The sequence below is a fragment of the Streptomyces yokosukanensis genome (assembly GCF_001514035.1).
Taxonomy (GTDB): Bacteria; Actinomycetota; Actinomycetes; order Streptomycetales; family Streptomycetaceae; genus Streptomyces; species Streptomyces yokosukanensis.
In genome coordinates, this window is sequence record NZ_KQ948210.1 from 480,167 (window position 1) to 503,147 (window position 22,981).

Genomic DNA, 22,981 nt, shown 5'->3' on the forward strand with positions numbered 1-22,981 from the left:
ACGGTCAGCCGGCGCCCGGGGCGGGGACGTCCTCGGGCAGGTACTCCGAGGGCGGCGCGCTCCCGGCGCCCTGACGGACGTAACGCTCGCCCATCCGCGCCTCCATGAGTTCCAGCAGTCCGCGGACCGTGCGGGCGTTGCCGAACTCGGCGGGGCGGGCCCGCCGGGTCGCTTCGAGCCAGGCCATGGCCCGTTCCTGCACCCCCTCGCCCAACGTGCGGTTCTCCTCGGCCGCCATGCGGTCGAGGATCTCGACCAGATCCTCCGGGCTGTAGTGGTCGAAGGGGACGTGGGTGGTGAAGCGGGAGGGCAGACCCGGGTTGGTGGCGAGGAAGGCGTCCATCTCCCCGGGGTAGCCGGCGACGATCACGACCAGGCGGCCTCGCCGGTTCTCCATCTCCTGGACCAGGGTGTCGATGGCCTCCTGCCCGTATCCGCCGTGCCGGGCATCGCTGATGAGGCTGTAGGCCTCGTCGATGAACAGCACGCCGTCCATCGCGTCCTCGAAGGCCTTGCGCACCCGTGGTGCCGTCTGTCCCTGGTACTGGCCGACCAGGGTGGCCCGTCCGGCTTCCACCACATGCCCTCTGTGCAGCAGGCCCATGGTGCGGAACATCTTCCCGATCAGCCGGGCCACCGTGGTCTTGCCGGTCCCCGGGGGCCCGGCGAACAGCAGATGCGGAGGGGCGAAGCCGCCCTGGCCCCGCGCCTGCCGCAGCCGCAGCCGGTTGGTCAGTTCGGTCAGCGCCGTGCGGACCGGCCCGAGTCCCACGTACCGGTCGAGTTCGGCCAGCAGTTCCGCGGGGTCGGGCGGGGGCTGCGGCAGGTGGTTGCGGTAGCCGTCGGGGATGTCCTCGGGGGTGACCGGTTCGTTCACCTGGGCGCGCACCCGGCCGGACCACTGCTGGAAGACGCTGTCGGCGAGGATGCGCATGTCGCGGGCGTTGCCGAAGGACTTGTCGCGCGTGCGGTGCATCCCGAAGACGATCTCCCGCAAGCGGGCCCCGGCCTCGGGTGAGGGCGTCGCGCCCCGCTCGGTCAGCCGGCCGAGCGCGATGGCGTGCAGGGTGTCCGGCGGATAGTCGGGGAAACGGAGAACGGAAGTCCGGCTCCGCAGACCGACGTTGGACTCCAGGAGTTCCGTCATCTCGTCCGGGTATCCGGCGAGGATCACGACCAGTCGGCGGCGGTCGTTCTCCATCCGTGCGAGCAGCGTCTCGATGGCCGCTTTGCCGAATCCGTCGCGTTGGTCGTTCAGTGTGTAGGCTTCGTCGATGAACAGCACGCCGTTCAGCGCCCGGTCGACCGTCGCGTTGGCCAGCCCCGGCGTCTGGCCGACGTAGCCGGCCACCATGTCGGATATCTTCGCCTCGACGACATGGCCCCGTGACAGCAGCCCGAGATCGCGGAAGAGTTCGCCGACGAGCCGTGCCACCGTGGTCTTGCCGGTGCCCGGGTTGCCGCTGAACACCAGGTGCAGGGACGGCGGTTCGGCTGCCGTGGCGCGGCCCTCGGCCTGTAGCGCGCCCACTGTCTCGACCTCGGCCCGCAGTTGCTCGAAATGCTCCCGGACCGCGTCGAGACCGGGCATGGCCGCGAGCCGTTCCCAGGGGCTGCGGAGGTCCGCCGGGGGGACGTCCGCGCCCTCGCCGCGTATCGCGGCCACCGTCAGCGCGGTGTCCGACGCCCTGGCCAGCTCTTCCAGCATCGCCTTCCAGGCGCGTGCCGTGCGGGGGTTCGTCGCCATCGCCTTGACGATGGTGTCCAGTTCCCGCCAGTCGCCGAGCCGCAGCCCCGAGCGGAGCCGCACGGCATGGATGAGCCGCTCCGTCTCGGCCGCCTGCGGAAAGTCGATCCTCGCGGTACCGGACCGTCCGCGCTGCTCGGCCTGCGCGCGTACGAACGTCTCCAGGAGGGGGTAGGCGTGGCAGCTCTCCACGTACCGCGCCACGTCGTCCAGGGTGCCTCGTTCGAAGACCAGCACCCACAGATTGCCGTTGCCGTGGTGCCTGGCCCAGTTGGCCATCGCACCGGCCAAAGCCCTCGGCGCCTGGTTGTAGCGCAGATAGTTCTCGGCGTGGGGGATCACGACGGCCGTCCGGGGCTCGGCCCGCTGGAGATAGCCGGTCAGCGTCATCACCGCGTGGGGGTCGCTCACCCCCGACGCCGGTGGCGGCGGTCCCGCGGGGCCGCGTTCCTCGGCGGGCGAGCTTCCTGGGGTCACCAGGAGATTGCCCATCGGTCCGCTCATCCCCGGGGTGCGCATGGTGCGGGGACCCGCCGCCGGTGCCTTCTTGTGCCCGAGGGCCCGGCCGCGGCTCAGCTCGCGTGAGCCGTCGTCCCTGAAGTACACCGGACGGTCGGTCGAACCGAACACGATCCGCTCGTAGCCGTGGACGCGCAGCAGCCGCCACAGCACCTGTTCCAGCGTGCACACCTGGTAGGCGGTGTCGACGAAGACGTCCCTCACTCCCGGGCCGTAGAGGATGGTGAACGGCTCGCCGCTGCGCAGGACGGCTCCGTCGAACCGTTCCACCACCGGCCCGGGAGCGGAGGGGGGCCGCTCGCTCACGCGCCGCCCTCCACGGCATGCGCCGGATTGTCCCGGTGGCTCTGGATGTCGAGCAGCTTCCGGTCCGGCGCCCCTGGCTCCGACGCCGCCCCGGACACCGGGTACCCCTCGTCCTTCAGGGACTCGCCGATCGCCGCGGCCCGCTCCTGGAGCTGTGCCTCGGCGGTGATGTCGTGGTCGTACGACAGCACCCGGACCACGTGCCGGCCGGAGTCCGGCTCGGCCTGCGAGATGTCGAGCACGATCTGGTTGCCGTTCTCGTGGACGAGCTTGGCGTAGTAGGTGCCTCGCGGGTCCGCGTCCTGGTACTCGCCGTCGACGAACTCGTAGAAGGCGGTCCGGCCGAGGGCCTGGACCACGGCGTCCGCCAGGCTCACCCGGGTCTGCGAAGCCAGATGCCGCAGACAGGCCCGCCCCACGGTGTTGCCGAGCGCGCCTTCCAGCCGGGGCGCCTCCTGCTCCCGCAGCAGGTTGAGTTCGCCGGTTCCCGTGCGGTCGTCGCGGGCGCGGGCCAGCCCGTCCGCGGTCTCCTCCCGCAGCCGGTCCAGCTCGCCCTGCGACCAGAAGCCGACGTCCACCGTGTAGCCGTCCACCGGTTCCCCGTCGGGTCCGAGCACCGGCTGGATCAGGTTGCCCTCGATCTCCTCCTCCACGGTGACCAGGGCGTCGATCGCCGCCATCTGGGCCGTGCAGCGCTCCAGTTCCCGCTGCTCGGTCTCCGTGCGCAGCTCGCTCAGCGAGTGGTACGTCTCCTGCGCCAGCGCGAGCGCCGCGTCGAACCTGCCCTGTGCGGCGTTCTGCTCCGCCGTCGCCAGCCGGTCCGTCAGCCGGTCCAGTTCGCCGGGCGCGTACCGCTCGTGCAGCGCGGCCTCGGCGATCGCCGCCGTCATCGCACGGGCGTCGGACAGCCAGGACCGCACCAGCTGCCCGGCTTGTGCCCGGTCCTTGTCGATGGCGTCGATCCGCGCGGACACGCGGCTCGTCTCGGCGCGGCGCTCGGCACGTTCGGCCGCGATCGCCTGGCGAGTGCGCTCCTGCTGCTCGGCCAGCCGCTGCCGGGTCTCCTCCCTGAGCTGCCCGGCGCCGGCCGCCAGTTCCCCGCGCAGCTCGGTCGCCTGCTGCTGCAGCCGCCGCGCGGTGTCCTGCTCCAACTCGCGTGTCTGATCGCTGAGTCGGCCGATCAGCTCGTCGTGCTGTTGCTGCCTGCGCTCCACCCGGGTGAAGGTCCGGTCGAGGTCGGCCCTCGTCTGCCGGCGCACGGCGTCGATCAGGTTCGGGACCTCCCGTTGGACCTTCCTCAGATCCCGGGCCTGGCGCTGGATGCGGTACCACTCGGACTCGTCGACCTGGATGCGCTTCCTACCGCTCATCGCGTTCCTGTTCTGCGGGGGCCGTGCGTACGGCCTGACTGGTGTGGCTGACGGGTGCGGACGCACGGGCGCGGACCGTGTCGACCGCGCTGTCGAAGGCGTCGAGCAGCCCCTTCGGGGGCACCCCGATGAGCAGTGCCTCCGGGCCCGTGACGGCGATCTCGGCGGTTCGCGGACGGCCCGCGAAGTCGTAGCCGCCGTCCGCGTGCCGTCGGGTGAGGTGATGGACCCGCTGGTTGGAGCTGCCGCGCAGTCCGCGCCCGTCGTCGAGCCCGGTCACGTACAGCCCGTCGATCAACACGTCGATCCCGCCCAGGAGTTCGGGAACGCCGGGGAAGGGAGGCCGGGTCCGCAGCCGCTCCAGCCGGTAGCCGGTGAAGCAGATCACGGACACGTCCCGTGTCTCCCGGGCCAGCCGGGCGACTTCGGCCAGCCCGGCCGCCTGCGCCATCGGCTCGCCTCCCGAGAAGGTCAGTCCCTCCACCCGGGGGTCCGCGAGCAACTCCTCGGCCAGTTCCGCTGGTTGGGCCAGGCGGGCGGGCCGGAAGGGGATCCAGTCGGCGGACATGCACCCGGCGCAGCGAAAGGGGCAGCCCTGGACCCACAGCGCGGACCGCACGCCGGGCCCGAGGGCCTCGGTGCCGACTCTCGTGGCGGCCACGTTCAGGGCGGTGCCGGTCATCGCGGCAGCCCGTCGGCCGGTGCGGGGGCCGGTTCCGCCACATAGGTGAAGGACACCCCGCCGACCACGACTCTGCCGCCGGGCCGGCACGTGGCCCGGCTCTCCCCGGCGGAGCCGTCGGGTGTGTACCGGATCCGCAGGTCGGTCTGCGGTCCGCGCCCGGTGGACCGGAGTCTGCCCTGCACCCGCCCGCGCCCGCTCACCGGCGGCGACGGCTGCAGTGCCATCCGGCGGCCGTCCAGCCTGACCCGGACCGGATCGTGTTCACCGATGGCCGGTGCCAGCAGCAACTCGCCGTGCAGCGGCGGCCGGTTGATCCGGCGCCACCACAGCCAGGCGCCCAGCCCCAGCAGTACGAGGGTGGTCACCAGCGCGGGCAGCAGGACCACCGACCCCAGCGTGGCTCGCAGCGGCACCGCCTGCTGCCCGACACGTATCGCACGCGGTATGTCCAGCTTGACGTCCCCGGCCAGCGGCCGCTCCCACGACGAGCCGACCCGGCCCGCCAGGTGCAGCGTCGCCTCGCGGTGCTCGGTCCGCCGGTACGGCAGGCCGCCGGCCGTCAGCCGTCCGCGCAGCCCGACCTCGAAGGTTCGGGACGCGCCCGGCTGCAGGGTCACCTCGCCCGGCAGCCCAAGGACGTCGAGCGACGGATCGACGAGGCTCGCCCGCAGTCCGTCGACGGTCAGCGGCAGATGGCGGGTCGTGGACCGCAGGGTGAGCCTCGCGGTCGCCCGGCCGTCGGTGACGTCGGCCGCGCCGCCGCCCTGCCAGGTGGCGCTCACCCCTTTGCCGGCGTCCTGCGCCAGCAGCAGCCCGGCCTTGCGGGCACGGGCGCCGTCGCCCGCCCGAGCGAGGTAGGAGCCCAGCCCCTGGATGCCCCGCGGTTGCAGCACGGAGGTGTTCTGCACGACGTCGCCGAGCAGCTGTGCGCCGGTCGCTCCGCTGCCCAACGGCAGGGCGTATCCGGCGAGGTCGGTGCGTTGTGCGATCCCCTCTGCGCGCTTGCGCAACGCGTCCCAGGGGGCTCCGCCGGCGGTGGGGTAGCGGGAGCCGCGGGGCGGGTGGTGCCGACCGTCGGTGAGCAGCACGATCGAGGCCACCGAGGAGGCGTCGTCACGGCCCAGCTCGTTCAGCGCGGCGTTCAGCGCGGCACCGATGTCGGTCTCGCCCGAGGCGTTGGGCTTGGACGGCAGCGCCGAGACGATCTTCCTGGTGTCGCCGGCCGCGCCGATGTACCGGGCCTCGGGCCGGGAGTCGAAGGTGAACAGCGCGACATGGTCCCTGGACGTGAGGCCGTCCAGGAACGGGCGCAGTGTGGAGCGGACGGTGCTGTAGCGGCCGCCCTGCGCCATCGAGCCGGAGGTGTCCACGAGGATCACGTAGTCCGCGGGCTCCTGGTCCAGCCCGAGTTCCTGGTAGATCTCGGCACGGCTCGGAGCCCCCGTGCCGGCTTCGGGTGCCGCGTGTGCCCCCGCGACCGGCGTGGCCGCCAGCAGCGCGACGGCGAGTACGGCGGCGCACCTCCGGCCGAACCGGAGCGGCCGCGACGGGCTGATGTGCTTCACGAAGGCCCTCCCTTGGGATCGGTCCTGAGATCGGACGGCAGGCTGCCGAGCGGGAACTCGGCCGGCGCTCCCGGGTCGAGCGGGTGCAGCACCAGCCGGGCCGTCCCGTCCACGGCAAGGCGTACGCCCACATGGAAGCGGTCGTCCTCGGTGCCCACCGGCAGTGCCAGCGTGCGGACCGGGGCGCTCACGCCCCGCTCCGGATCGCGCACCCGCACCTGCACCGGACGCCCGACGGCTGCTCCCGCGGGCCCGACGGCGACCCGCAGCCGTTGCCCGGCCCGCTGCGCGTAGACCGTGTCGCCGCCGGGCTCCAGGTGTCCGGCCTCACTGATGACCAGCTCCTGGTCCTTCAGCCGTCCCGCGACCGTCCGCTGGGCGCCGACGCACACGGCGTACGGATAGCGGTCCGCCGGGTCGATCCGGCCCGCGGCGACGAGTGCGGCCCCGAAGACCGCGGCGAGCGAGGGATCGGTGCCGCCGGGCAGCGGAGCCAGGCGCCATCCGGCGGCGGCCGGATGGCGCGCCAGCGGCGCGAACCGAGCGGTGCCGCCGACGGCCACCAGAGCGCCGTCGGGGTCGTCGCCGTGGCCGCCCCCAGGGGGTGCTGCACCGCCGGAAGAGCCGTCGCCCAGTGCCTCGGACAGTGCCAGGTCCAGGCCGGCCGTCAGCCGCCGCAGGGCCGAGCGGACCGTGCCCGCGGTGATGTCGCGTCCCGCCACGCGGTGGACGGCGGTGGCGTCCCAGCGCTCGGGGCGGTCTTCGGCCCGTTCGAGAGCGAGGTCCAGGCGCTGCGCGGCGCCCTCCTCGGCCCGCGCGGCGGCGAGCGCCCTCCGTCCCTCCTCGTCCGCGGCCAGGCCGGCCTCCGCCAGGAGAGCCGCGTCCAGAGCGGCGCCGTATCCGTCCGCCGGGGCGTGCCGCGCGGTTGCCGCCACGGCGACCGCCCCGGCCGTCACCACGCACACCGACGCCTCGGCCGCCGCCGCACCGAGGTCGCACACCACGTACCGCCCCCGTGTCGCCGTCCCCGCGGCCCGCAGCAGCGCCAGCACCGCCTGAGGAGTGCTCAGAGCGCGTACGCGCGGCGCGCGGCCGTCGCCGTGCGACTCGGTCAGGGCGGCGGTCACGAGCCTCGCCTGCTCCAGGCGGCCGCGCTGCCCGACGACCGCCACCACGTCGTCGGGAGTGCCGTACCGTCCGCGGTACGCGCGGTACACCGCACGCAACGCGTCCTCGCGACCGGTTCCCGCGGCGTCCGGTACGGGCAGTCCCTCACCGGGGACCGCCCCCGGCAACTCCGCCAGCTCCGGGACTCCTCGATCACCGATGCGGGCGATACGGGCGTACCGGGTGCCGATGTCGATCCCGATGCCGGTCACGGGTCCCTCCGCTTCCAGCCCGGGAGGCGGGGCCTGCGGCGCTTGCCCTTCGGCGCGTGATCGGCGGCCGTGGGGAGGGCATCGGGGCGCCAGGTGCCGGGTTGGTCCGGCGGTGCCGGCGAGGGCGCGGGCGCGGCCGGCCGCTGCGTGTGCACCGGCGGCCCGGCGAAGGGGTGGGGGGAGGGTTCGGCGGCGCCCAGTGCGGCGAGGAGCCTGCGGTGGCGGTTCAGCTGCTCGATGCTCAGGCGCACCAGTCCGGCGCGTACGTTCTGGTACTGCCGATCGCTGCCGAGGGCCCCGTACAGCGCGACTCCGAGTCCGGGCGCCTGTCTGTCCAGCTCGGTCGTCAGCCTGAAGGCGAACCAGGACCCGTAGTGGGCGATCTCGTCCATCAGCCGGCGGGAGAAGACGCGGTGGGGGCATGCCTCGGCCACGATCCGGGCGATCTCGTCGATCGGGGCCCGGTCGGCGACGGCCAGCCGCAGTCGCCGTACCGGGCGCAGCCACTCCAGCCCGTTGCGGAGCACCAGCCCGTCCACGAGGTCCTCGGGCAGGTCGAGGTCGAGCCAGCCGGAGTGGGCCGCCGAGTTGAGCCGCCGGGCCAGGCCGGCCCGCACCGTCAGGTCGATGCTGGGGTGCTGTCGCATCCAGAGGCAGAGCACCCTCCAGGAGGCCCCGTCGGGGTCCGGCTCGTCGCCGAGCAGCGCCTCGACGACCCGGTCCTTCAGCTCGGGTTCGCTCTCGGTGCGCAGGACGACCGTGGCGACGTAGGTGTCGAGGCCGGGGTCGTCGGCATCGAGCAGCCGCAGCCGTGGCACGGTCCGGGTGAGCCCCGGACCGGCCCCGTCGGGCGGGGCCGCCGCCCGCAGCAGGTCAGCGTCGGCGGCCGTCTGCGGTGGCACCTCCTGTGCCCCGGGAGGCGCCAGGGTGTCCAGCATGTGCAGCACCTCGTTGTGCCTGCCGCCTCGCACCAGCTGGCTCAGGACGGCCCACATCGGACCGATCACCTCCGGCCGGCCGTGGTCCCGCGCCGTCTCCAGGGCGATCCGCCACGCGTCCGGCTGCCCGGCCGTGAACTCGGCGGCGTCGGTCGCGGCGACCTCGGCCGGATCGAACGCACCGGTGAGCAGCCCGGCGAAGCGCAGCCAGCCGGGCCTGTGGTCGACACCGGCCTCCGCGGCGAGGGAAACCATGCGGGACAGTGGCCGCAGGTCACGGGGGCGGGCTTGCAGCAGCAGCGTCAGCCAGACGAGTCCGGCATCCCGGGAGTCGATCAGAACGCGGTCCACCGTCTCGCAGTCGTACCCGAACTCCTTCTCGACCATGTAGGCGAGGGAGCCGATCCAGGCCGGGTCGTACCCCGGCGTGGCGGCAAGGGCCGTGAACAGCCGGTCGAACGAACCGGGGTGCGCCTCCTCCAGTCCGCGCAGCAGGGTCAGGTACTCCTTGGCCAGCGTGAGTGTCCGCTTCGAGGCAGGATCGGCCACGACGTGGGCGGCGAGCAGTTCCGGGACCCGCCGCGTCCAGTGCCGCGTCAGCAGGGCCTGTGCCGTCCCGCCGTCGGGGCGCCGGGCGTACTCGGCCAGGAAGACCACCAGGGTCCCGAGCTGCCGGTCGTCCAGCGATTCCACCGCGTGCAGTTCCAGCAGCCGCTGTACGTCGCCCGGCCGGGCGCGCCCCTGTCGGATGTCGTTCAGCACCGAGTCCAGCAGGTCCAGCTCCTGCAGCACGCGCACCGCCTCGGCGGCGTCGCTCGGCGGGAGGGCGGTGGTGGCCGCCAGCAGGTGTGCCACCAGATCGGCGGTGGAGCCCAGCTTCGCCCTCAGCCTCAGCAGTTCGGTGAGGTAGCGGGCGGCGGCCTCGCCCCGCGGGGCCGGCGGACGGCCGGTGCCCAGCGGCGCCTCCTGCTGCCCGGTCCGGGCAGAGGCGGCGAAGACCAGCCGCAGATCGTGTTCGGCCTTGCCGGTCCAGGTGGCGCCGCTCAGCCAGGACCGGCATCCGTACGGCAGCAGCGAGCAGACGGCGTCCAGCGTCCGCACCCGCTCGTCGAGGCCGGGCAGCGCGCCGCCGCGCGGCGCAGTGATCACCAACTGCCGGCCGTCCAGCAGCAGGGCGGCCATTCCGGCGGCCCACTCGAAGCCCAACTCATCGACTGTGTAGGACAGTTCGGCGACCGTCGTGCGCGGCGGCGCGAGGGGCGCGTCGAACCGGGCGGGCGCGGAACCGGCCCGGGAGACGGCCCGGTCCAGCGCCGTCCAGGTCACCCCCGCGCGGCTGGCCGCCTGCCACTCGAAGAGCAGCAGCAGCCAGGTGTAACTGGGCCTGCCGGTACCGTCCTTGGCCCCGTCCCAGCTGGTGTCCACGACCGCGCACACCGAACGGGTCTCCCCGTCCGCGCCGCTGAGGAACACCCGCCAGGGCAGACCGCCCGCAGGGTCATGGGCGTCCGGGGTTCCGGTGGTGGCGCCCCACAGATAGCGCTGGGCGCGGTTTCCCGGCAGGCTGCCGTCCAGCACCTCGTAGCCCATGCTGCGGCCCGGGTGCTTGCCCAGGACCGCCCACTGCGCGGTCAGCCCGTCGGGGCCCGGGGCCTCGTTCACCACGGCCGCCGGCGGCGCGAGGCCGAGCGGATCCGGCGCTCCAGATCGGTCAGCGGCTCCAGGACGTTGACGGGCACGGGCGAGGTGCAGATCCGGGCGACACCGTCGACGTACTCCACGTTGTGGTAGTTGCGGTAGTCGAAGACGTGCTGCGGATTGAGGCGGAAGCCGATCGCCGAGGAGACGTAGTACGAGATGCGCTCCGGGTGGAAGAACGAGGCCAGGCCGTCCCGCACGAGCCGGGCCGAGGAGCCCCGGAACTCGTCGCACATCCACCGGAAGTAGCGGGCGGCGTGCTCGGCGGGCACCCGGGGCAGCTGGGCTCCCACGGAGTCCTGTGTCACCCAGCCGGCCTCCACCGCCGGGCGGAACACCTCGGGGTGGTCGAACTTGGTGACGCAGACGGCGACATGGTGCGGCAGACGGTTGCGATGGAGTGTGCCCGCGTCCCGCACCCGGGTGTTGAGTTCGTTGAGCATCGAGTAGAAGTAGTCGAGGCTCCGGGTGGCGGGCTTGCCGTCGAGCAGGGGGTCGAAGAGGTAGACCAGCCCCTGGGACCGGGCCAGTTGGTCGAGGATCCTGGGCCGCAGGGCGTGTTCCTCGTCCCGGCCGTACACCTCGCCCGCCACGTCCTGGACCTCCAGCACGAAGCCGACCTCGCGCTGCCTGCGGAACCGCCCGAACGGCTGCTCCGCCCCCTGGAAGGACCAGGACAGGGGCCGCAGGCCCACGGTGGCGTCCGGGAAGACGCGGTCGCTCTCCAGCTGGGTCACACCGGAGGCGAGGAACTCGTTGGACTCCGCGTTCATCCCGCTGACCGCCCAGCCGGCGTGGCCGTATCTGGCCTGCTGCATCGCGGCTATGGGCACGGCTGCCAGATAGGTCGTCTTGCCGGAGTGCGGCGCGCCCCACAGCCCGATCCGGACCCGGTCCGACGGGGTGGCCGGTGCGCCGTTCGGGGGCAGGGGCACCCGCGTCGGCATGAGGTTTCCGTCCATTTCGCCGGACGCGGGCGCCGACGGCCAGGGCGCGGAGCCGCCCTCCCCCGGCGGCCTCTTCGGCGGGAGGTCGGGCACCGGGTTCAGCCGCGGCGGCTCGCTGGGGCGCTGCGGGTACTCGTTGGGGTCGTAGTACGGATCGGACATGACGTTTCTCCTCGTACTGACGGTGGTTCAGAGCAAAGGAGCTGCCAGGGCGTAACGGCAGGGCGGACCGTCCCACCGCCACTCGGGAGCCAGGGCCTCGGCCACGTCGGCCGCTGTGTCGACGTCCTGGCGGAAGGAACCGGCGGCGGAGAGCGTGTCCCACGCGTCGGCGGCGTAACGCTGTGCGGTGCCCGCCTCCTTGCCGGAGTACGGCTGGTTCCGCTCCGGCCGGGTCCGTACCCGCACGCCCCGGGCTCGCAGCGCTTCGAGCTCGGTCCGCCAGTCGGCGCCGAGCGGGCAGGCCGGCACCACGTCGCGCTGTTCGGGCGGTGCCGGCGGGCGGCGGGCGACGATCAGGAGGGCGCGTTCGGCCTGGCGGTGGCGGGGGCCGCCCTTGCGGCCGATGACCGAACGGACCTCCTTGAGGGCGTCCTCCAGCGAGGAGACGGTGTCCTGCTCGCGCCGGGCGGGCCGCCAGTCGGCCAGGCTCGCCAGGGCGCTCTGTGCGGGGCCTGCCGGGACGGTCCGCCGCAGACGGGTCAGGGGGGTGTAGGGGGCCTCGCGGACGACGTGGTCGTAGTGACCCACGACGCCGACGCGCAGCCCGTCGCCGGCGCCGTACCGGCGAGCCAGCGCGGCGATGACGTCCCGGACGAACGCCAGCCGCTCGGCGGTCTCCTCCGGTTCGGCACCGCTCATCTCGACGGTGAAGAAGACGTCGAGGGCGGGCGGACGGACGATGCGCGAGAGGGGGCCCTCGAACAGGGCGGGGATCTGCCGGTGCTTTCTCGACGTGCCGTCCTCGGCCGGGTCGTTCGGCGGTTCGTGCCCCGCCTGGAGCAGCTCCACCCGCCCGGGGCCGCGCAGGACGAAGGACAGCCGTGCCGGTGCGAAGGCCGCGAGCGTGGTCCGGGGCGCGGACAGCACCACCGGTTCGGCGCCGCCCGTGGTTGCGCCGTCCAGCACGGGCAGCTCCACTGCGCAGTCGCTCGGCCAGCCGTGGACGGTGATCTCCGTCGTGGCGGTCTCGCCGTGCCGGAGCCGGGATCCGGCCGGGAAGAGTACGTGGGGGTGCGGGTGCACGGCGCCGGTCACCCGGTCGACGCGGGCGAGCAGCAGCGTGTGGTCGACGTGCAGCGGCGCGGTGCGCAGGGCGCCGCGCACCGCTTCCTCCGTGTCCGGCCTGCATGCCGTGCGCGGGCCCGGGGCGAACGTTGCCCGCCGGGGCACCAGCTCGGCCCGCGGGGTGTACATGGTCCGCAGCAGCGCCGCGGCCCGGTCCAGCAGGAGCCAGCCCGCGCGGCGGTCGACGAGCACGATCGTGTGGGCGCAGGAGGGCGGAACGTGTCCGCGCAGCCACCGGGTCACCGCGGTGTCGAACTCCGCACGGCCGACCACCGGCACGTCGCCGATTCCGCCCGCGAGTTGGAACCGGCGTATGTCCTCGCGGGGATCGAGCAGCGGCGCGACACGACTCCACCGCGTGCTGCCGGCGTCGCTCTGCCGCGGTATCCCGCTCCGGTCCACGACGGCCTTGACCAGGCTGACGCCCTCGGAGGCGAACTCGATGAACAGCAGCGAGTCGATGCGGCCGTCGACCAGGTCCGCGAGGGTCTGCTCCCACCGCGTGGAGTCGTGTGCCGCCGGGCCCGGAGGCGGAGCGGGCGGTGTCGCCGGATCGAGTTCGCCGGCCCCCGCGGGGCCGCCGCGCAGCACCGACGCCGTCTGCCCCTCGCCGCCGGCACCCGCACCCGTCAGCGCCGCCGCCCGCAGGTCCCAGGCGCGTTCGGCGGCCTGCAGCAGGGCTGCCGCGGACTCCCGGTCGGTGTCGGTCGGTTCCCCGAGGACCGGGTCGTCCCACATCAGCCAGCCGCAGCCCGGGCAGTGAGGCTCGTCCCCGTCAGGAGTTCCGCACACCGGACACGCGCGATCCATTCCCCCGATCAATGACCCTTACCTCTCCGATCGCAGAGTCGGTCGACCTTCGAAACTTGGCCGGAACGGCCCCGGTGATTCCAGTCAACAGGACCGTCCGGTCGCGGACTGGGCGCGAGCCGGGCGGATCCTGGTGGGCAGCCGCTCCAGGAGCGCGGCGGCGGCCGGGGTCCGGACGACGAAGTGGAGGTCCCAGTGCGCGCCGCGCGCCAGCTCCGCCTCCACGGCGGCCCACACGGCGGCCAGGCTGACCTCGTAGGGCAGGCCGCCGCGCCCCGAGCCGAGCAGCGGGAAGCACACCGAGCGCAGCGGCGGCGTGAAGTGGTCGTGCTCGTCCGCGAGTACCGCGAGGACCCGGGATGCCGCCCGGGTGACATCGGCGGGGAGCACGTCGTAGTCGTTGGTACCGGCCCGGGGCACGGCCACGGCCGCGTGGTAGATCCGGCGTATCCCCTGGCTCACGAGGGCGCCGGACTCCGTCGGGGCCACGGTGCCGGGGACGACCGGGCGGCCGTAGGTGCCCTGCCGGGAAGCCCATTTGCGCAGCCCGTCGTGGACCGGGTCGTCGAGCACGTCACCGGTCACCCCGCGCACCGCGCCCGCCCGGCGCAGCGAGGCCGAGACGGAGGACTTGTACGGCTCGGGCAGCCCGAAGTACGTATTGCTCGGCGAGACCACGACGTCCACGTCCCGCAGCAGGTCGACCGGGTGGACGTGCAGCGTCAGGCGGACGCCGCGGCCGGCCGCCCGAACGTCCACGTGCCGGTGCGAGGACCCGCTCCAGGCCTGTGCGGCGCCGCCGTCCGCCAGCTCCACGATCTGGTCGGCGACCTGCCCGAGGACCACCAGCTCCTGGTACTTGCGAAAGCGCTCCACGCCGACTCCGTAGACCAGGGCCGCGCGGCTGCGGCGTGACGAGGGCGGCCAGTCCCGGGTGCCCTGGGCCAGACCGAGGGTGTACTCGGCGGCCGTCCGCAGCGTGTCGGTGTCGATCCGCGCCACGGCGAGCCGCAGCAGCTCCTCGACCGAGGCGTGCGGGGTGCGGGCGGCGGCCGCCTGCCGCAGGGCGGGCAGCGCGAGGTCGCGCAGCCTGACGGGCCCGGACCGCCTAACCTGCTTGAGTTCCGCGACAATTGACGCGTGGTCCAATAGTGGCGCCATGCAGTCACGATGACACCGCTCGCCACACCGCCACAAGCGATCAGACAACACCGGCGATCAGTCGGAACGCGGCGGCACGACCGCGGCGCGCAGCGGGGCGAGCAGTTGGTTCGTCTTCCCCACGCCGGCCGGGGAGTCCATGGCCGGGATGCCTTCGCCCGGCACGACGGCGAGCGGCTCGCCCGCACACCGGTCGTGGAAGAGGACCGATGCGAGGTGCGGCCGGTTGCGCCGGGACTGCCAGATCAGGCCCATGGCCTCGGGTGTCTGGGCCCGGATCTCGCTGGCCCAGCGGCGGGTCTTGGCATAGCGTTCGCCCTCGGCTTCGAGTAGCCACGAGTCCTGGCACACGGCGGCCAGGTCCGCCTCGGTGACCAGTGAGACCAGGATCAGTTCGCATCGGGTGCGCAGCAGCGTCAGGGACTTGCCCCGGACCGCGGCGTACGGGACGAGACGCGTCGCGGTCTCAGGATCGAACTCCAGGGAGCGCAGCAGGGTTTCGGCGAGTGCGGTGGCCGGGGTGTCGGCGAGATACAGGTACTGGTACGGGTCCGACTCGGTGCCGTCGAAGCGGTTGCCGCCGAAGTGGGCGTCGGCCGGAACCGGGTTGAACCGGTTGGCCGGCCGCTTCGCCTTGTGCATCCGCCACAGCAGCGAACCGGCTGGCAGCAGGCGGCTGTTGGGGCGCATCACGAAGGCGGACGGGGGAAGGGTGCCGGTCATCAGTCCCCCTCCACGAGTGCCGTGGCCGCGCCGATCAGCTGCTCGTCGGGGAGTTCCCCGAGCAGTGCGGCGGGTTTTCCGCCGAGCTGGACGTTGCCGCTCAGCCACCAGTCGGCGGCTCCCCACGGGTCGATGCCGGCGACGAGGATGCGGTTGACGCGGAGCACGACGGGGATCGGTCCGCCGGCCGCCCCCGCGAACTGGAAGGCCGGGTAGCGGTCGCCGCGTTCCGCGTCGTCGAGGCGGATCAGTTCCGGCGGCGGTTCGTCGAGGCCGGCGGAGTGGCAACGGGCCCGCACGACGGAGAGGTCCAGCACCGGCGCCGCCAGCAGCCGGGCCTGCGCCGCGCGGATGATCACCGCCGTGTCGGGGACGGGCGGCGGCTGCGAGAGCCGCTCCAGGAGGGTCCGGGCACCGGCCACCACGGCCATGTCGATCGCGGGGCCCGCGAGGCGCACGGAGTCCAGCGCCACCCGGACCGGATGGTCCAGCGGCAGCGGGACCAGAGCGAGTCTGACACCCTGCAGGGCCCGGCGCACGGCCTTGGGGTCGGCCTCCGCCGCCTCGGCGAGCGCGCCCAGCCGGGCGAGGAGCAGCGCGTACTGCTCGCCGTCGAGGGCCGCGTGGATGCTGTCCCGGTGTTCGCCGACGAGGCCGAGCAGCTGTTCGGGGTTCATACGGCTCCCTCCGTGGAGGCGGAGCGGGCCGCGGCCGGCGTCGCCCCTGCCGGACCCGGGTGCCCCTGGTGGATGAACGCCGCCCAGACCGGCAGGCGTTCGAGACCCGGGCGCCGGATCTCGCGCAGCAGCTCGCCGGTGAGCGAGCCCGGATTCTCTCGGTCCGGGTCGAGCATCCACAGCTGCGCGGCCCTGAGCGCGTCCGCCGGCCCCTGCCCCTCGACGGTCAGATAGTGGTGGAACACCGCCATCATCAGCGCCGAGGCCCCGTCCTGAGCGGTCCACCGCGATCCCACCACATTGCGTGCCCCACCCGAGACGAAGGCCGTCGTCAGGGTCAGGGCCTCGTCGTGGTCACGGGTGCTGAGGTCGGTCTCGCAGGCGCTCAGGACCACCAACGGCCCCGGTGCGCCGGGCTGTTCGTGCCACGGCCCGTCGAGGAGCCGGGTCACGGTCAGCATGCCCAGGTCGGGCTCGGCCCCGGGGCCGCCCTCCTCGGCCGACAGCACGTCGGTGCCGGCCGGAAAGGCGAGATGCAGCGCCGACACCGTCGGACGCACCCCCGCGGAGCCGTGCGAGGCCACATGCAGCAGCGCGGGGGGCGCGGACAGGAGCGCGAGGACCTCGTCGGGAGTGCCGGCCGCCACCGGTTCCACGGGCGGTTCGTAGAACTCGCCGTACAGGCGTGCTTGCGGGTAGAAGGCCTCGTGGAGCGCGGTGGCCTCCCGCTCGGCGTGGGTCAGCTCCTGCCGGGGATCGGCGATCAGGACCGCGGCGCCGGCCGTGTCCCGGGGGGCGCGCCGCACGGTCTGCAGCAGTTGGCCGCCGGACGCCGCGTAACTGATGACGACGCTCTGGCAGACGTAGTCGTGGGGCGCCGCCGCGGGCAGGCGGGCCGCGTGCCAGGGGACGACGCCCAGCCGCCCGCACGGCACCAGGACGATCCTGAGCGGGCCCGGAGGGCGCTCGTCGCCGGGTGGAGCGGCTGCCCGCCGCTCCTCGACCACGTGGAGCACGTCTTCGAGCCCGGCGTGGTACGCCCAGTCGCACAGCTTCGACAGGGCCTCCTCCCAGGCTTGTTCGGCGCCCGGATCGCCGAGGCTGCGCGAGCGTGCGGCCGCCGCGTCGAGGTACTGCTCGAGCGGCGCGCTCCCGGTGTCGGACAGCAGGGGGAGGCCGCCCACGCCGACGCTGTGGTCCGGGCACACGACGATCCCCACCCCCTGCATCTCGCCCTTGCCGGGAAGCAGGTAGACGAGCGCGTCCGCTCCGGCCGCGGCGAGGCCGTCCGCCAGCTCGTGCGCCGTGGGTGTGGTGAACAGGCGCTGCTGCCGGTGGCCGAGCGCCTCCATGGCGCGGCGGCGCAGGGTGCTCGGCAGCTCCCCCGGCGGCCCGTCCTCCGTGCCGGCTGCGCCCGTGGCGGAGTCACCCGTGCCGGCGTAACCCGTGTCGGAGTCCCGCCATGCCGCGGCGAGTTGCTCATGCCCGCGTGCTTCGAGAAGCTCCGGTACGGCGCGTGCGGTGGACGCCGCGTGCAGCACCAGGGCCCGGCCCAGTTCCAACGCGGCCAGCGCGTCTTCCACACGGCCCTGCGAGGCGGCCCAGACGGCGGCCTGCACGCCGCGTTCGGCGCCGGAGCGTGCGGTCAGCAGGCCGTGTTCGGCGCCGCGCTGCAGGATGACGTCGCCCGCGAGTACGTGCAGCGCCTCCAGCGCGGTGTCCGTGCCCGCGGCCTGAGCCGTCGCGTCCTCGGTGTGGTGCCAGCGGGCCCGGTAGGCCACCGCCAGCTGCCACAGGGCGTCGGCGGCGAACCAGGGTTGCCCGCCCTGCCGTATCTCGTCGCGGATCTGCTCCAGTTCACCGATGAGGGGGTCGAGTGCCGCCGGGTCGTGGGTGAGGCCGTACTGGAGGGACTGGGACATCGTGGAGAGCCACTGCTGCCCTCGCGGTGCGTCGGGCGGCAGGGGCGTGTGCTTCGGCAGCAGCGTCGGGTCGTTGGTGACCCTGGCGCGCAGGGCGTCGGCGCCGCCGGCGGCCTGGCCGATCCATTGCCTGAGGAACGGGGGCAGCGAGTCCGCCGCCGCGGTGGCCTCGTCGAAGTAGTCGGCGCCGCGCAGCGCCATGTCGTTGTCGTCCGTCAGCATGCCGAGCGTGATGCAGGCCTGGGCGAGACCCCCCATGACCACGTGACGGAGCTTGTGGTCATGGGGGGTCTCCGCTTCGAGTGCGACGAGTTCGGCATGCACGGCGCGCACGGTCTCGATGTCCTCCGACTCGTGGGCCGCGCGGAGCCGCATGGCGAGGGGGAGCACGCGCAGCAGGACGGCGAACTCGCGGTCCACCGGATGCGCGGGGTCCGGTGCGAACACACCGGTCTGCTCGCCCAGCGTCTCCAAGGTGGTACGGCCGAGCGCCTCGTCGTGGAGGCTTCCGCCGACCGTCCTGCTCAGCTGGAGCATGGCGGCGGTGACCATCTCGACCTGGGGTCCCAGCTCATGGCCGGGCGGCATCCGCCGGTGCGCGTCCCGCAGTCGGCCCAGCGCCCGGTCGAGGGCCTGCGGATCGCCGCTCCGCGCCGCTTCCATCGCCTCGAACAGGGACGGGACGACGGCGTTCAGGGCGACGAACGACTCGGTGCCGCCGGGGGCCGGATCAGGCGTGGCGGGGCCCTCCTCGCGAGGGGCGGGTTCCGGACCCGGCTGCGGGTCGGTGAGCCCCGAGAACATGTCCGCCACTCGCTGGATGTCGTCCCCGTGCGTGAATGCGCCGGACATCCCGTCCATGAACCGGCGCATCGTGTCGACGGGCGAGCCGGGCCCGGCCAGTTGCGCGAGCACCGTGCTCGTCCGCCGCAGCTCCGCGTGCCGCTCCGGCGGCAGCGGCAGGTTCTCGACCTCGGCCAGCAGTTCCCGTATCTCGACCACGGCGTCCGCCATCCCCGCCGGCCCCAGCTCGGTGTGCCAGTCGAGCAGGCCGGACAGAGCGGGCGGCCGATCGTCGCCGAGGCGCGTCTTCGGCAGGGGCAGCACGAGGGAGAGGAGAGCCAGCGCGGCCCACCTCCTGTCGTCCGCGTCCGTCGCCGCCCCGGTCGCCGTGGCGGGGTCCCGGGCCTCCCGCAGCAGGCGCCGGGCGCGCTCCCGGTCCTGCGGCACGCCGCCTCTGGCGAGGTGCCGCATCGTGAGCAGGGAGCCGAGCTGGACCGTCACCGTGGCCCGCAGTTCCGCGTCGTGCTCCAGCAGCCGCACCAGCTCGTCGAGTTCGGCGATCGAGCCGTCGTACACATTCGGGTCGGCGGCGGGGGTGCCCGGCGGATACAGCCGCAGCGCCCGCTTCGTGGCGGCCATCACCCAGGCGCGCAGCGCCCGGACGGCCCCGCTGTCCTCGATCCCCTCGTCGGTCACATCTCCCCCTCAACCTGCCGAGCGTCGCTGTCCGCTGCTCCCAGTCCTTCCCTCATCTCCCGCCGCGATGTGCGCAGCCGGTCCCGCAGTGCGTCGATGTCCGCCTTCGCGGCGGACGGTGGGTCATCGGGGAGGGCCGCCAGGTACTGCCGGTCGGCTCACCCGGCCAGCGAAGCAGCACGGTCCGCGCGGGGTGAAGCCCTGTCCCGAAGCACGCCCGGTTCCCAACCGGTATGCGCCCAGGGCCGCGGCGATCGGTGCGACCCGGGGGCGTGTCGGTGCCTGCCGCTCTCCGGGCGCCGTCACCGGGCCGGGCCGCCCAGCCTGCCGGTGCGGCCTCCTGATCCGGGTCAGCCGTCCGGCGAAGCCCGGCCAGGAGCCGTCCGAGCGGGGTCCGGTGGCGTGCCGGCCGTGCTGGTCGGCCAGTCCCGGTGCAGCAGCGGCAGGGTGCGCTCCACGTCCCGCACGGTGATCCGGCCTCGGTGCAGGGCGACCTGCTGGGCCACCAGGGTCAGGCCGAGGCCGGAGCCAGGGCTGTCGGGGCCGCGGTGAAAGCGCTGGAAGACGTCCTCGCGGCGGTCGGGAGGGACGCCGGGCCCGTGGTCGTCCACGGTGAGCACCGCGGCCGGCTCGTACGGACCGCCGAACGAGTCCAGGGTCACTTCGATGCGGGCGACGCCGTCTTCGGCACGGCCGTGGGTCCAGGCATTGGTCAGCAGGTTGTCCACCGCCGAGCGCAGGCCCTGCTCCGTGGTGGAGGTCGTCGCTCACACCCGCAGCACCCGACCGCCCTCCCGGGCGAACGGACGCGCCTGGGCCAGGGGCAGGCCGGTATCGGTGATGATCGCCTCGAACTCGCGGACGTCGGCGAAGCGGCAGAAACCCACCGCCCCGAACGTGGTGTGCACCCCGCAGAAGACCTTGCGCCGCGACACCTTCATCACCTGTGCCTTGATCTTGGCCGCCGCGGGTTCCGGGGTCGTCAGCCCGTGCTCCCACGAGATCCCGTTCGCACCGACGAACGCCAGATCGATGACGAACTCGCTCAGCATCTGCTCCACCCACGGCCCCGCCACGGACCGGGTACTCCGCCTCACCTGACCGCCCAGCAGGATCACCGTCGTGTTCTCCCGCCGGCTCAGACGGTGGGCGACCGCCAGCGCCGCGGTCACCACTGTCAACGGCCGATCGCCCGGTAGCGCCTCGGCGACGAGTTCCGGGGTGGACCCCTCGTCGACGAACACCGTCTCCGCCGGTCCGATCAGGCCCACCGCGGCCGCCGCGATCCGCCTCTGCTCCGGAACCAGACGACGGGTCCGCGTCTCCCACGACGTCTCGAAACTCCGGGTCTCCACCGGATACGCACCACCGTGCGTGCGCCGCAGCAAGCCGTACGACTCCAGGACGCGCAGATCCCGCCGGATCGTCTCGGACGACACGTCCAGCTCCCGGGCCAGGACCCGCACACCGACCGATCCCTGGCCCCGCGCCCGCTCAAGTATCAACTGCTGCCGCTCGTCGCCTTGCACCATGCCTCCCCCGTACGCGGGCCGTACGAAGATCACACCTCGTCGCATGCGCTGAAAGCAGCAATTGCCGCCGTCCGTCAGGGATTCGTCATGCGCGGACCGGCCCGGACACCCGATCCTACGGATTGCTGACACCCCCGCACGGGACCGATCGGTGCGCGCCGCGCCGGACGGCCGTGGGGGTGCGTGCCCGGCGGGGGGCGGTCTTGCGTCGTCCGCGTTGTCGGGTTTACCTGACGCCGGTGACTGACCCGGTCGGCGTGCGATGAGGAGTGACAGTGGACGGGAACAGGTTCGCGGGCAAAGTCGTGATCGTCACCGGTGGCGGGTCCGGCATCGGCGCCGCCACCGCGTATCGGCTGGGGCGCGAGGGTGCCACGGTGATCGCCGTCGGACGGAACGAGGACAGGCTCAAGGCGTCCGCCGCCGACGCGCCGCCCGGTGCGACGATCGTGCCGCGCGTCGCGGACGTCTCCGACGAGTCGTCGATCACCGAGTTGATCGACGCGGTGGCGCGCGAACACGGCCGGCTGGACGTGCTGGTCAACAACGCGGGCATCGGCTTGGCCGGAACCGTCGAGCACACCGAGACCGCCGCCTGGCGCCGCATCTTCGCGGTCGACGTCGACGGTGTCTTCTTCGCGTCCCGCACCGCGCTGCCTCATCTGCGGCGCGTCGGGGGCTGCATCGTCAACGTCGGCTCGGCTTCCGGGCTCGGCGCGGACTGGAGCCTGGCCGCCTACAACGCCGCCAAGGGGGCACTGGTCAACCTGACCAACGCCATGGCGCTCGACCACGGCCACGAGGGGGTGCGGGTCAACGCCGTGCACCCGAGCCTCACCCGTACCGCGGTGACCGCGCCCATCATGGAGAACGAGGCCACGCTCGCCGCGTTCCGTCAGCGCATTCCGATGCAACGCCCTGCCGAACCGGACGAAGTGGCCGCCGTCATCGCCTTCCTGGCCGGTCCCGACGCCCGTTTCGTCAATGGCGCCCACATTCCCGTCGACGGCGGACTCAGCGCGTCGAACGGCCAGCCCCGCATGTTCTGACCGCCCTGAGCACCCGGAACGCCCAGAACACCCTGAACGCTCGGCGCTGCGGGCCGGGACCCCGGCCCGCAGGACGACCATTGGCCTGTTCAAAACTCGGTGCCGAAGATCGCTTCACGTACGCTCAGGCGCATGGTCGAGCATCGAATGATGGACGTGAACGGCATTCGGCTGCACATCGCCGAACAGGGCAGCGGCCCCTTGGTGGTGCTCCTGCACGGGTTCCCCGAGTCATGGCACTCCTGGCACCACCAGTTCGGGCCGCTGGCCGACGCCGGCTTCCGCGTGGTCGCCCCGGACCAGCGTGGATACGGGCGCAGCGAGCATCCCGACGACGTCGAGGCGTACTCCATCCTCCATCTCGTCGGCGATGTCGTCGGGCTGATCCAGGCTCTGGGCGAGGAGAAGGCGTACGTCGTCGGGCACGACTGGGGCGCGCCGGTCGCCTGGCACACCGCGCTGCTGCGGCCGGACCTGGTGCTCGGGGTGGCCGGGCTGAGCGTGCCGCCGCCGTTCCGGGGGACGCAGCCTCCGCTGGCCGCCATGGACAAGATGTACGGCGGCCGCTTCTACTGGAACTACTTCAACCGCCCCGGTGTCGCCGACGCCGAGTTCGCCGAGGACACGCGCACCACGTTGCGGAAGTTCCTCACCTGGGGTTCCGGTGACGCGCCCCACGCCGGCGAGGGCCGGCAGCCGCTGGTCGACCCCGATCGCGGCTGGCTCGTGGACATGGCGGACCCCGAGGTCCTGCCGCAGTGGCTCACCGAGGACGACCTCGACGCACTCACCGAGAGCTTCTCGCGGGGCTTCACCGGGGCCCTCAACTGGTACCGCAACCTCGACCGCAACTGGGAGCTGACCGCTCCGTGGCACGGCGCCCGTGTCACCCGCCCCGCCCTCTACGTCTACGGCGACCATGACGTCGTCCCCGCCTTCCCGGGCACGCCCGAACTCATCGCGAAGCTCCCCGAGCTGATGCCGAACCTGTGGCGCGCGCCCCTGAAGCTGGCGGGCTGCGGGCACTGGACACAGCAGGAGCGCCCGGACGAGGTGAACGCGGCCCTCATCGAGTTCCTCAAGGCCTGCCCCTGAGCCCGACCGCCCCGCGCGGCTCCCGCGGGCGGCCACGCACCCACGGGCTGCGCGCGCTGCTCCCGTGCGCCTGACCGGAGCGGGCGGTTTCG

General features: G+C 73.4%; 16 protein-coding genes. 2 read left to right on the forward strand and 14 right to left on the reverse strand.

Translation table 11 applies throughout. The annotated features are described in order from the left end of the window. Positions 1-4: 4 nt before the first annotated feature. The 14 genes from AQI95_RS14915 to AQI95_RS14980 form a co-directional block, all read right to left on the reverse strand. Positions 5-2,572, reverse strand: coding sequence for an AAA family ATPase (locus tag AQI95_RS14915; protein ID WP_067122678.1), 2,568 nt, complete (start codon positions 2,570-2,572; stop codon positions 5-7). Continuing rightward, positions 2,569-3,942 (reverse strand): hypothetical protein, encoded by a 1,374-nt coding sequence (locus AQI95_RS14920; RefSeq protein ID WP_067122681.1) that lies wholly within the window; start codon positions 3,940-3,942, stop codon positions 2,569-2,571. The genes AQI95_RS14915 and AQI95_RS14920 overlap by 4 nt, the downstream gene beginning before the upstream one ends. Continuing rightward, positions 3,932-4,624: a 4Fe-4S single cluster domain-containing protein gene (locus AQI95_RS14925; RefSeq protein ID WP_067122684.1), complete on the reverse strand. Its 693-nt coding sequence runs from the start codon at positions 4,622-4,624 to the stop codon at positions 3,932-3,934. The genes AQI95_RS14920 and AQI95_RS14925 overlap by 11 nt, the downstream gene beginning before the upstream one ends. Further along, a complete protein-coding gene (locus AQI95_RS14930) occupies positions 4,621-6,192 on the reverse strand; it encodes a vWA domain-containing protein (protein WP_067122687.1) in 1,572 nt (523 codons plus the stop codon). The genes AQI95_RS14925 and AQI95_RS14930 overlap by 4 nt, the downstream gene beginning before the upstream one ends. Further along, positions 6,189-7,571, reverse strand: coding sequence for a hypothetical protein (locus AQI95_RS14935; protein ID WP_067122689.1), 1,383 nt, complete (start codon positions 7,569-7,571; stop codon positions 6,189-6,191). The genes AQI95_RS14930 and AQI95_RS14935 overlap by 4 nt, the downstream gene beginning before the upstream one ends. Then, entirely contained in the window at positions 7,568-10,171 is a 2,604-nt protein-coding gene (locus tag AQI95_RS14940) for a hypothetical protein (protein WP_159056523.1), read from the reverse strand. The genes AQI95_RS14935 and AQI95_RS14940 overlap by 4 nt, the downstream gene beginning before the upstream one ends. Then, positions 10,168-11,316, reverse strand: a complete 1,149-nt coding sequence (locus AQI95_RS14945; RefSeq protein ID WP_067122695.1) for a hypothetical protein — start codon at positions 11,314-11,316, stop codon at positions 10,168-10,170. Before AQI95_RS14945 ends, AQI95_RS14940 begins: the two co-directional genes overlap by 4 nt. A gap of 27 nt (positions 11,317-11,343) precedes the next feature. Next, entirely contained in the window at positions 11,344-13,233 is a 1,890-nt protein-coding gene (locus tag AQI95_RS14950; RefSeq protein WP_244188745.1) for a hypothetical protein, read from the reverse strand. A 102-nt stretch (positions 13,234-13,335) separates the two neighbouring features. After that, positions 13,336-14,412, reverse strand: coding sequence for a macro domain-containing protein (locus AQI95_RS14955; RefSeq protein WP_067122701.1), 1,077 nt, complete (start codon positions 14,410-14,412; stop codon positions 13,336-13,338). A gap of 57 nt (positions 14,413-14,469) precedes the next feature. Continuing rightward, a complete protein-coding gene (locus AQI95_RS14960; protein ID WP_067122704.1) occupies positions 14,470-15,135 on the reverse strand; it encodes an RES family NAD+ phosphorylase in 666 nt (221 codons plus the stop codon). Beyond that, positions 15,135-15,812, reverse strand: a complete 678-nt coding sequence (locus tag AQI95_RS14965) for a hypothetical protein (RefSeq protein ID WP_067122707.1) — start codon at positions 15,810-15,812, stop codon at positions 15,135-15,137. The genes AQI95_RS14960 and AQI95_RS14965 overlap by 1 nt, the downstream gene beginning before the upstream one ends. Beyond that, positions 15,809-19,213, reverse strand: coding sequence for a CHAT domain-containing protein (locus AQI95_RS14970; protein WP_079071259.1), 3,405 nt, complete (start codon positions 19,211-19,213; stop codon positions 15,809-15,811). Before AQI95_RS14970 ends, AQI95_RS14965 begins: the two co-directional genes overlap by 4 nt. A 350-nt stretch (positions 19,214-19,563) precedes the next feature. Next, positions 19,564-19,953, reverse strand: coding sequence for a sensor histidine kinase (locus AQI95_RS14975; protein ID WP_079071260.1), 390 nt, complete (start codon positions 19,951-19,953; stop codon positions 19,564-19,566). A gap of 27 nt (positions 19,954-19,980) precedes the next feature. Beyond that, positions 19,981-20,742, reverse strand: a complete 762-nt coding sequence (locus tag AQI95_RS14980; protein ID WP_107121652.1) for a DeoR/GlpR family DNA-binding transcription regulator — start codon at positions 20,740-20,742, stop codon at positions 19,981-19,983. A 278-nt stretch (positions 20,743-21,020) separates the two neighbouring features. Between AQI95_RS14980 and budC the strand changes: the two genes are divergently transcribed. After that, positions 21,021-21,794 (forward strand): meso-2,3-butanediol dehydrogenase, encoded by a 774-nt coding sequence (budC, locus tag AQI95_RS14985; RefSeq protein WP_244188746.1) that lies wholly within the window; start codon positions 21,021-21,023, stop codon positions 21,792-21,794. 132 nt (positions 21,795-21,926) lie between these two features. Beyond that, positions 21,927-22,889 (forward strand): alpha/beta fold hydrolase, encoded by a 963-nt coding sequence (locus AQI95_RS14990; protein WP_067122716.1) that lies wholly within the window; start codon positions 21,927-21,929, stop codon positions 22,887-22,889. Positions 22,890-22,981 lie beyond the last annotated feature (92 nt).

Coding starts and splice junctions, on each gene's coding strand:
- AQI95_RS14920 (WP_067122681.1), bottom strand. CDS start 3,942: ATGAGCGGTAGGAAGCGCATCCAGGTCGACGAGTCCGAGTGGTACCGC.
- AQI95_RS14925 (WP_067122684.1), bottom strand. CDS start 4,624: ATGACCGGCACCGCCCTGAACGTGGCCGCCACGAGAGTCGGCACCGAG.
- AQI95_RS14945 (WP_067122695.1), bottom strand. CDS start 11,316: ATGTCCGATCCGTACTACGACCCCAACGAGTACCCGCAGCGCCCCAGC.
- AQI95_RS14955 (WP_067122701.1), bottom strand. CDS start 14,412: ATGGCGCCACTATTGGACCACGCGTCAATTGTCGCGGAACTCAAGCAG.
- AQI95_RS14960 (WP_067122704.1), bottom strand. CDS start 15,135: ATGACCGGCACCCTTCCCCCGTCCGCCTTCGTGATGCGCCCCAACAGC.
- AQI95_RS14965 (WP_067122707.1), bottom strand. CDS start 15,812: ATGAACCCCGAACAGCTGCTCGGCCTCGTCGGCGAACACCGGGACAGC.
- AQI95_RS14990 (WP_067122716.1), top strand. CDS start 21,927: ATGGTCGAGCATCGAATGATGGACGTGAACGGCATTCGGCTGCACATC.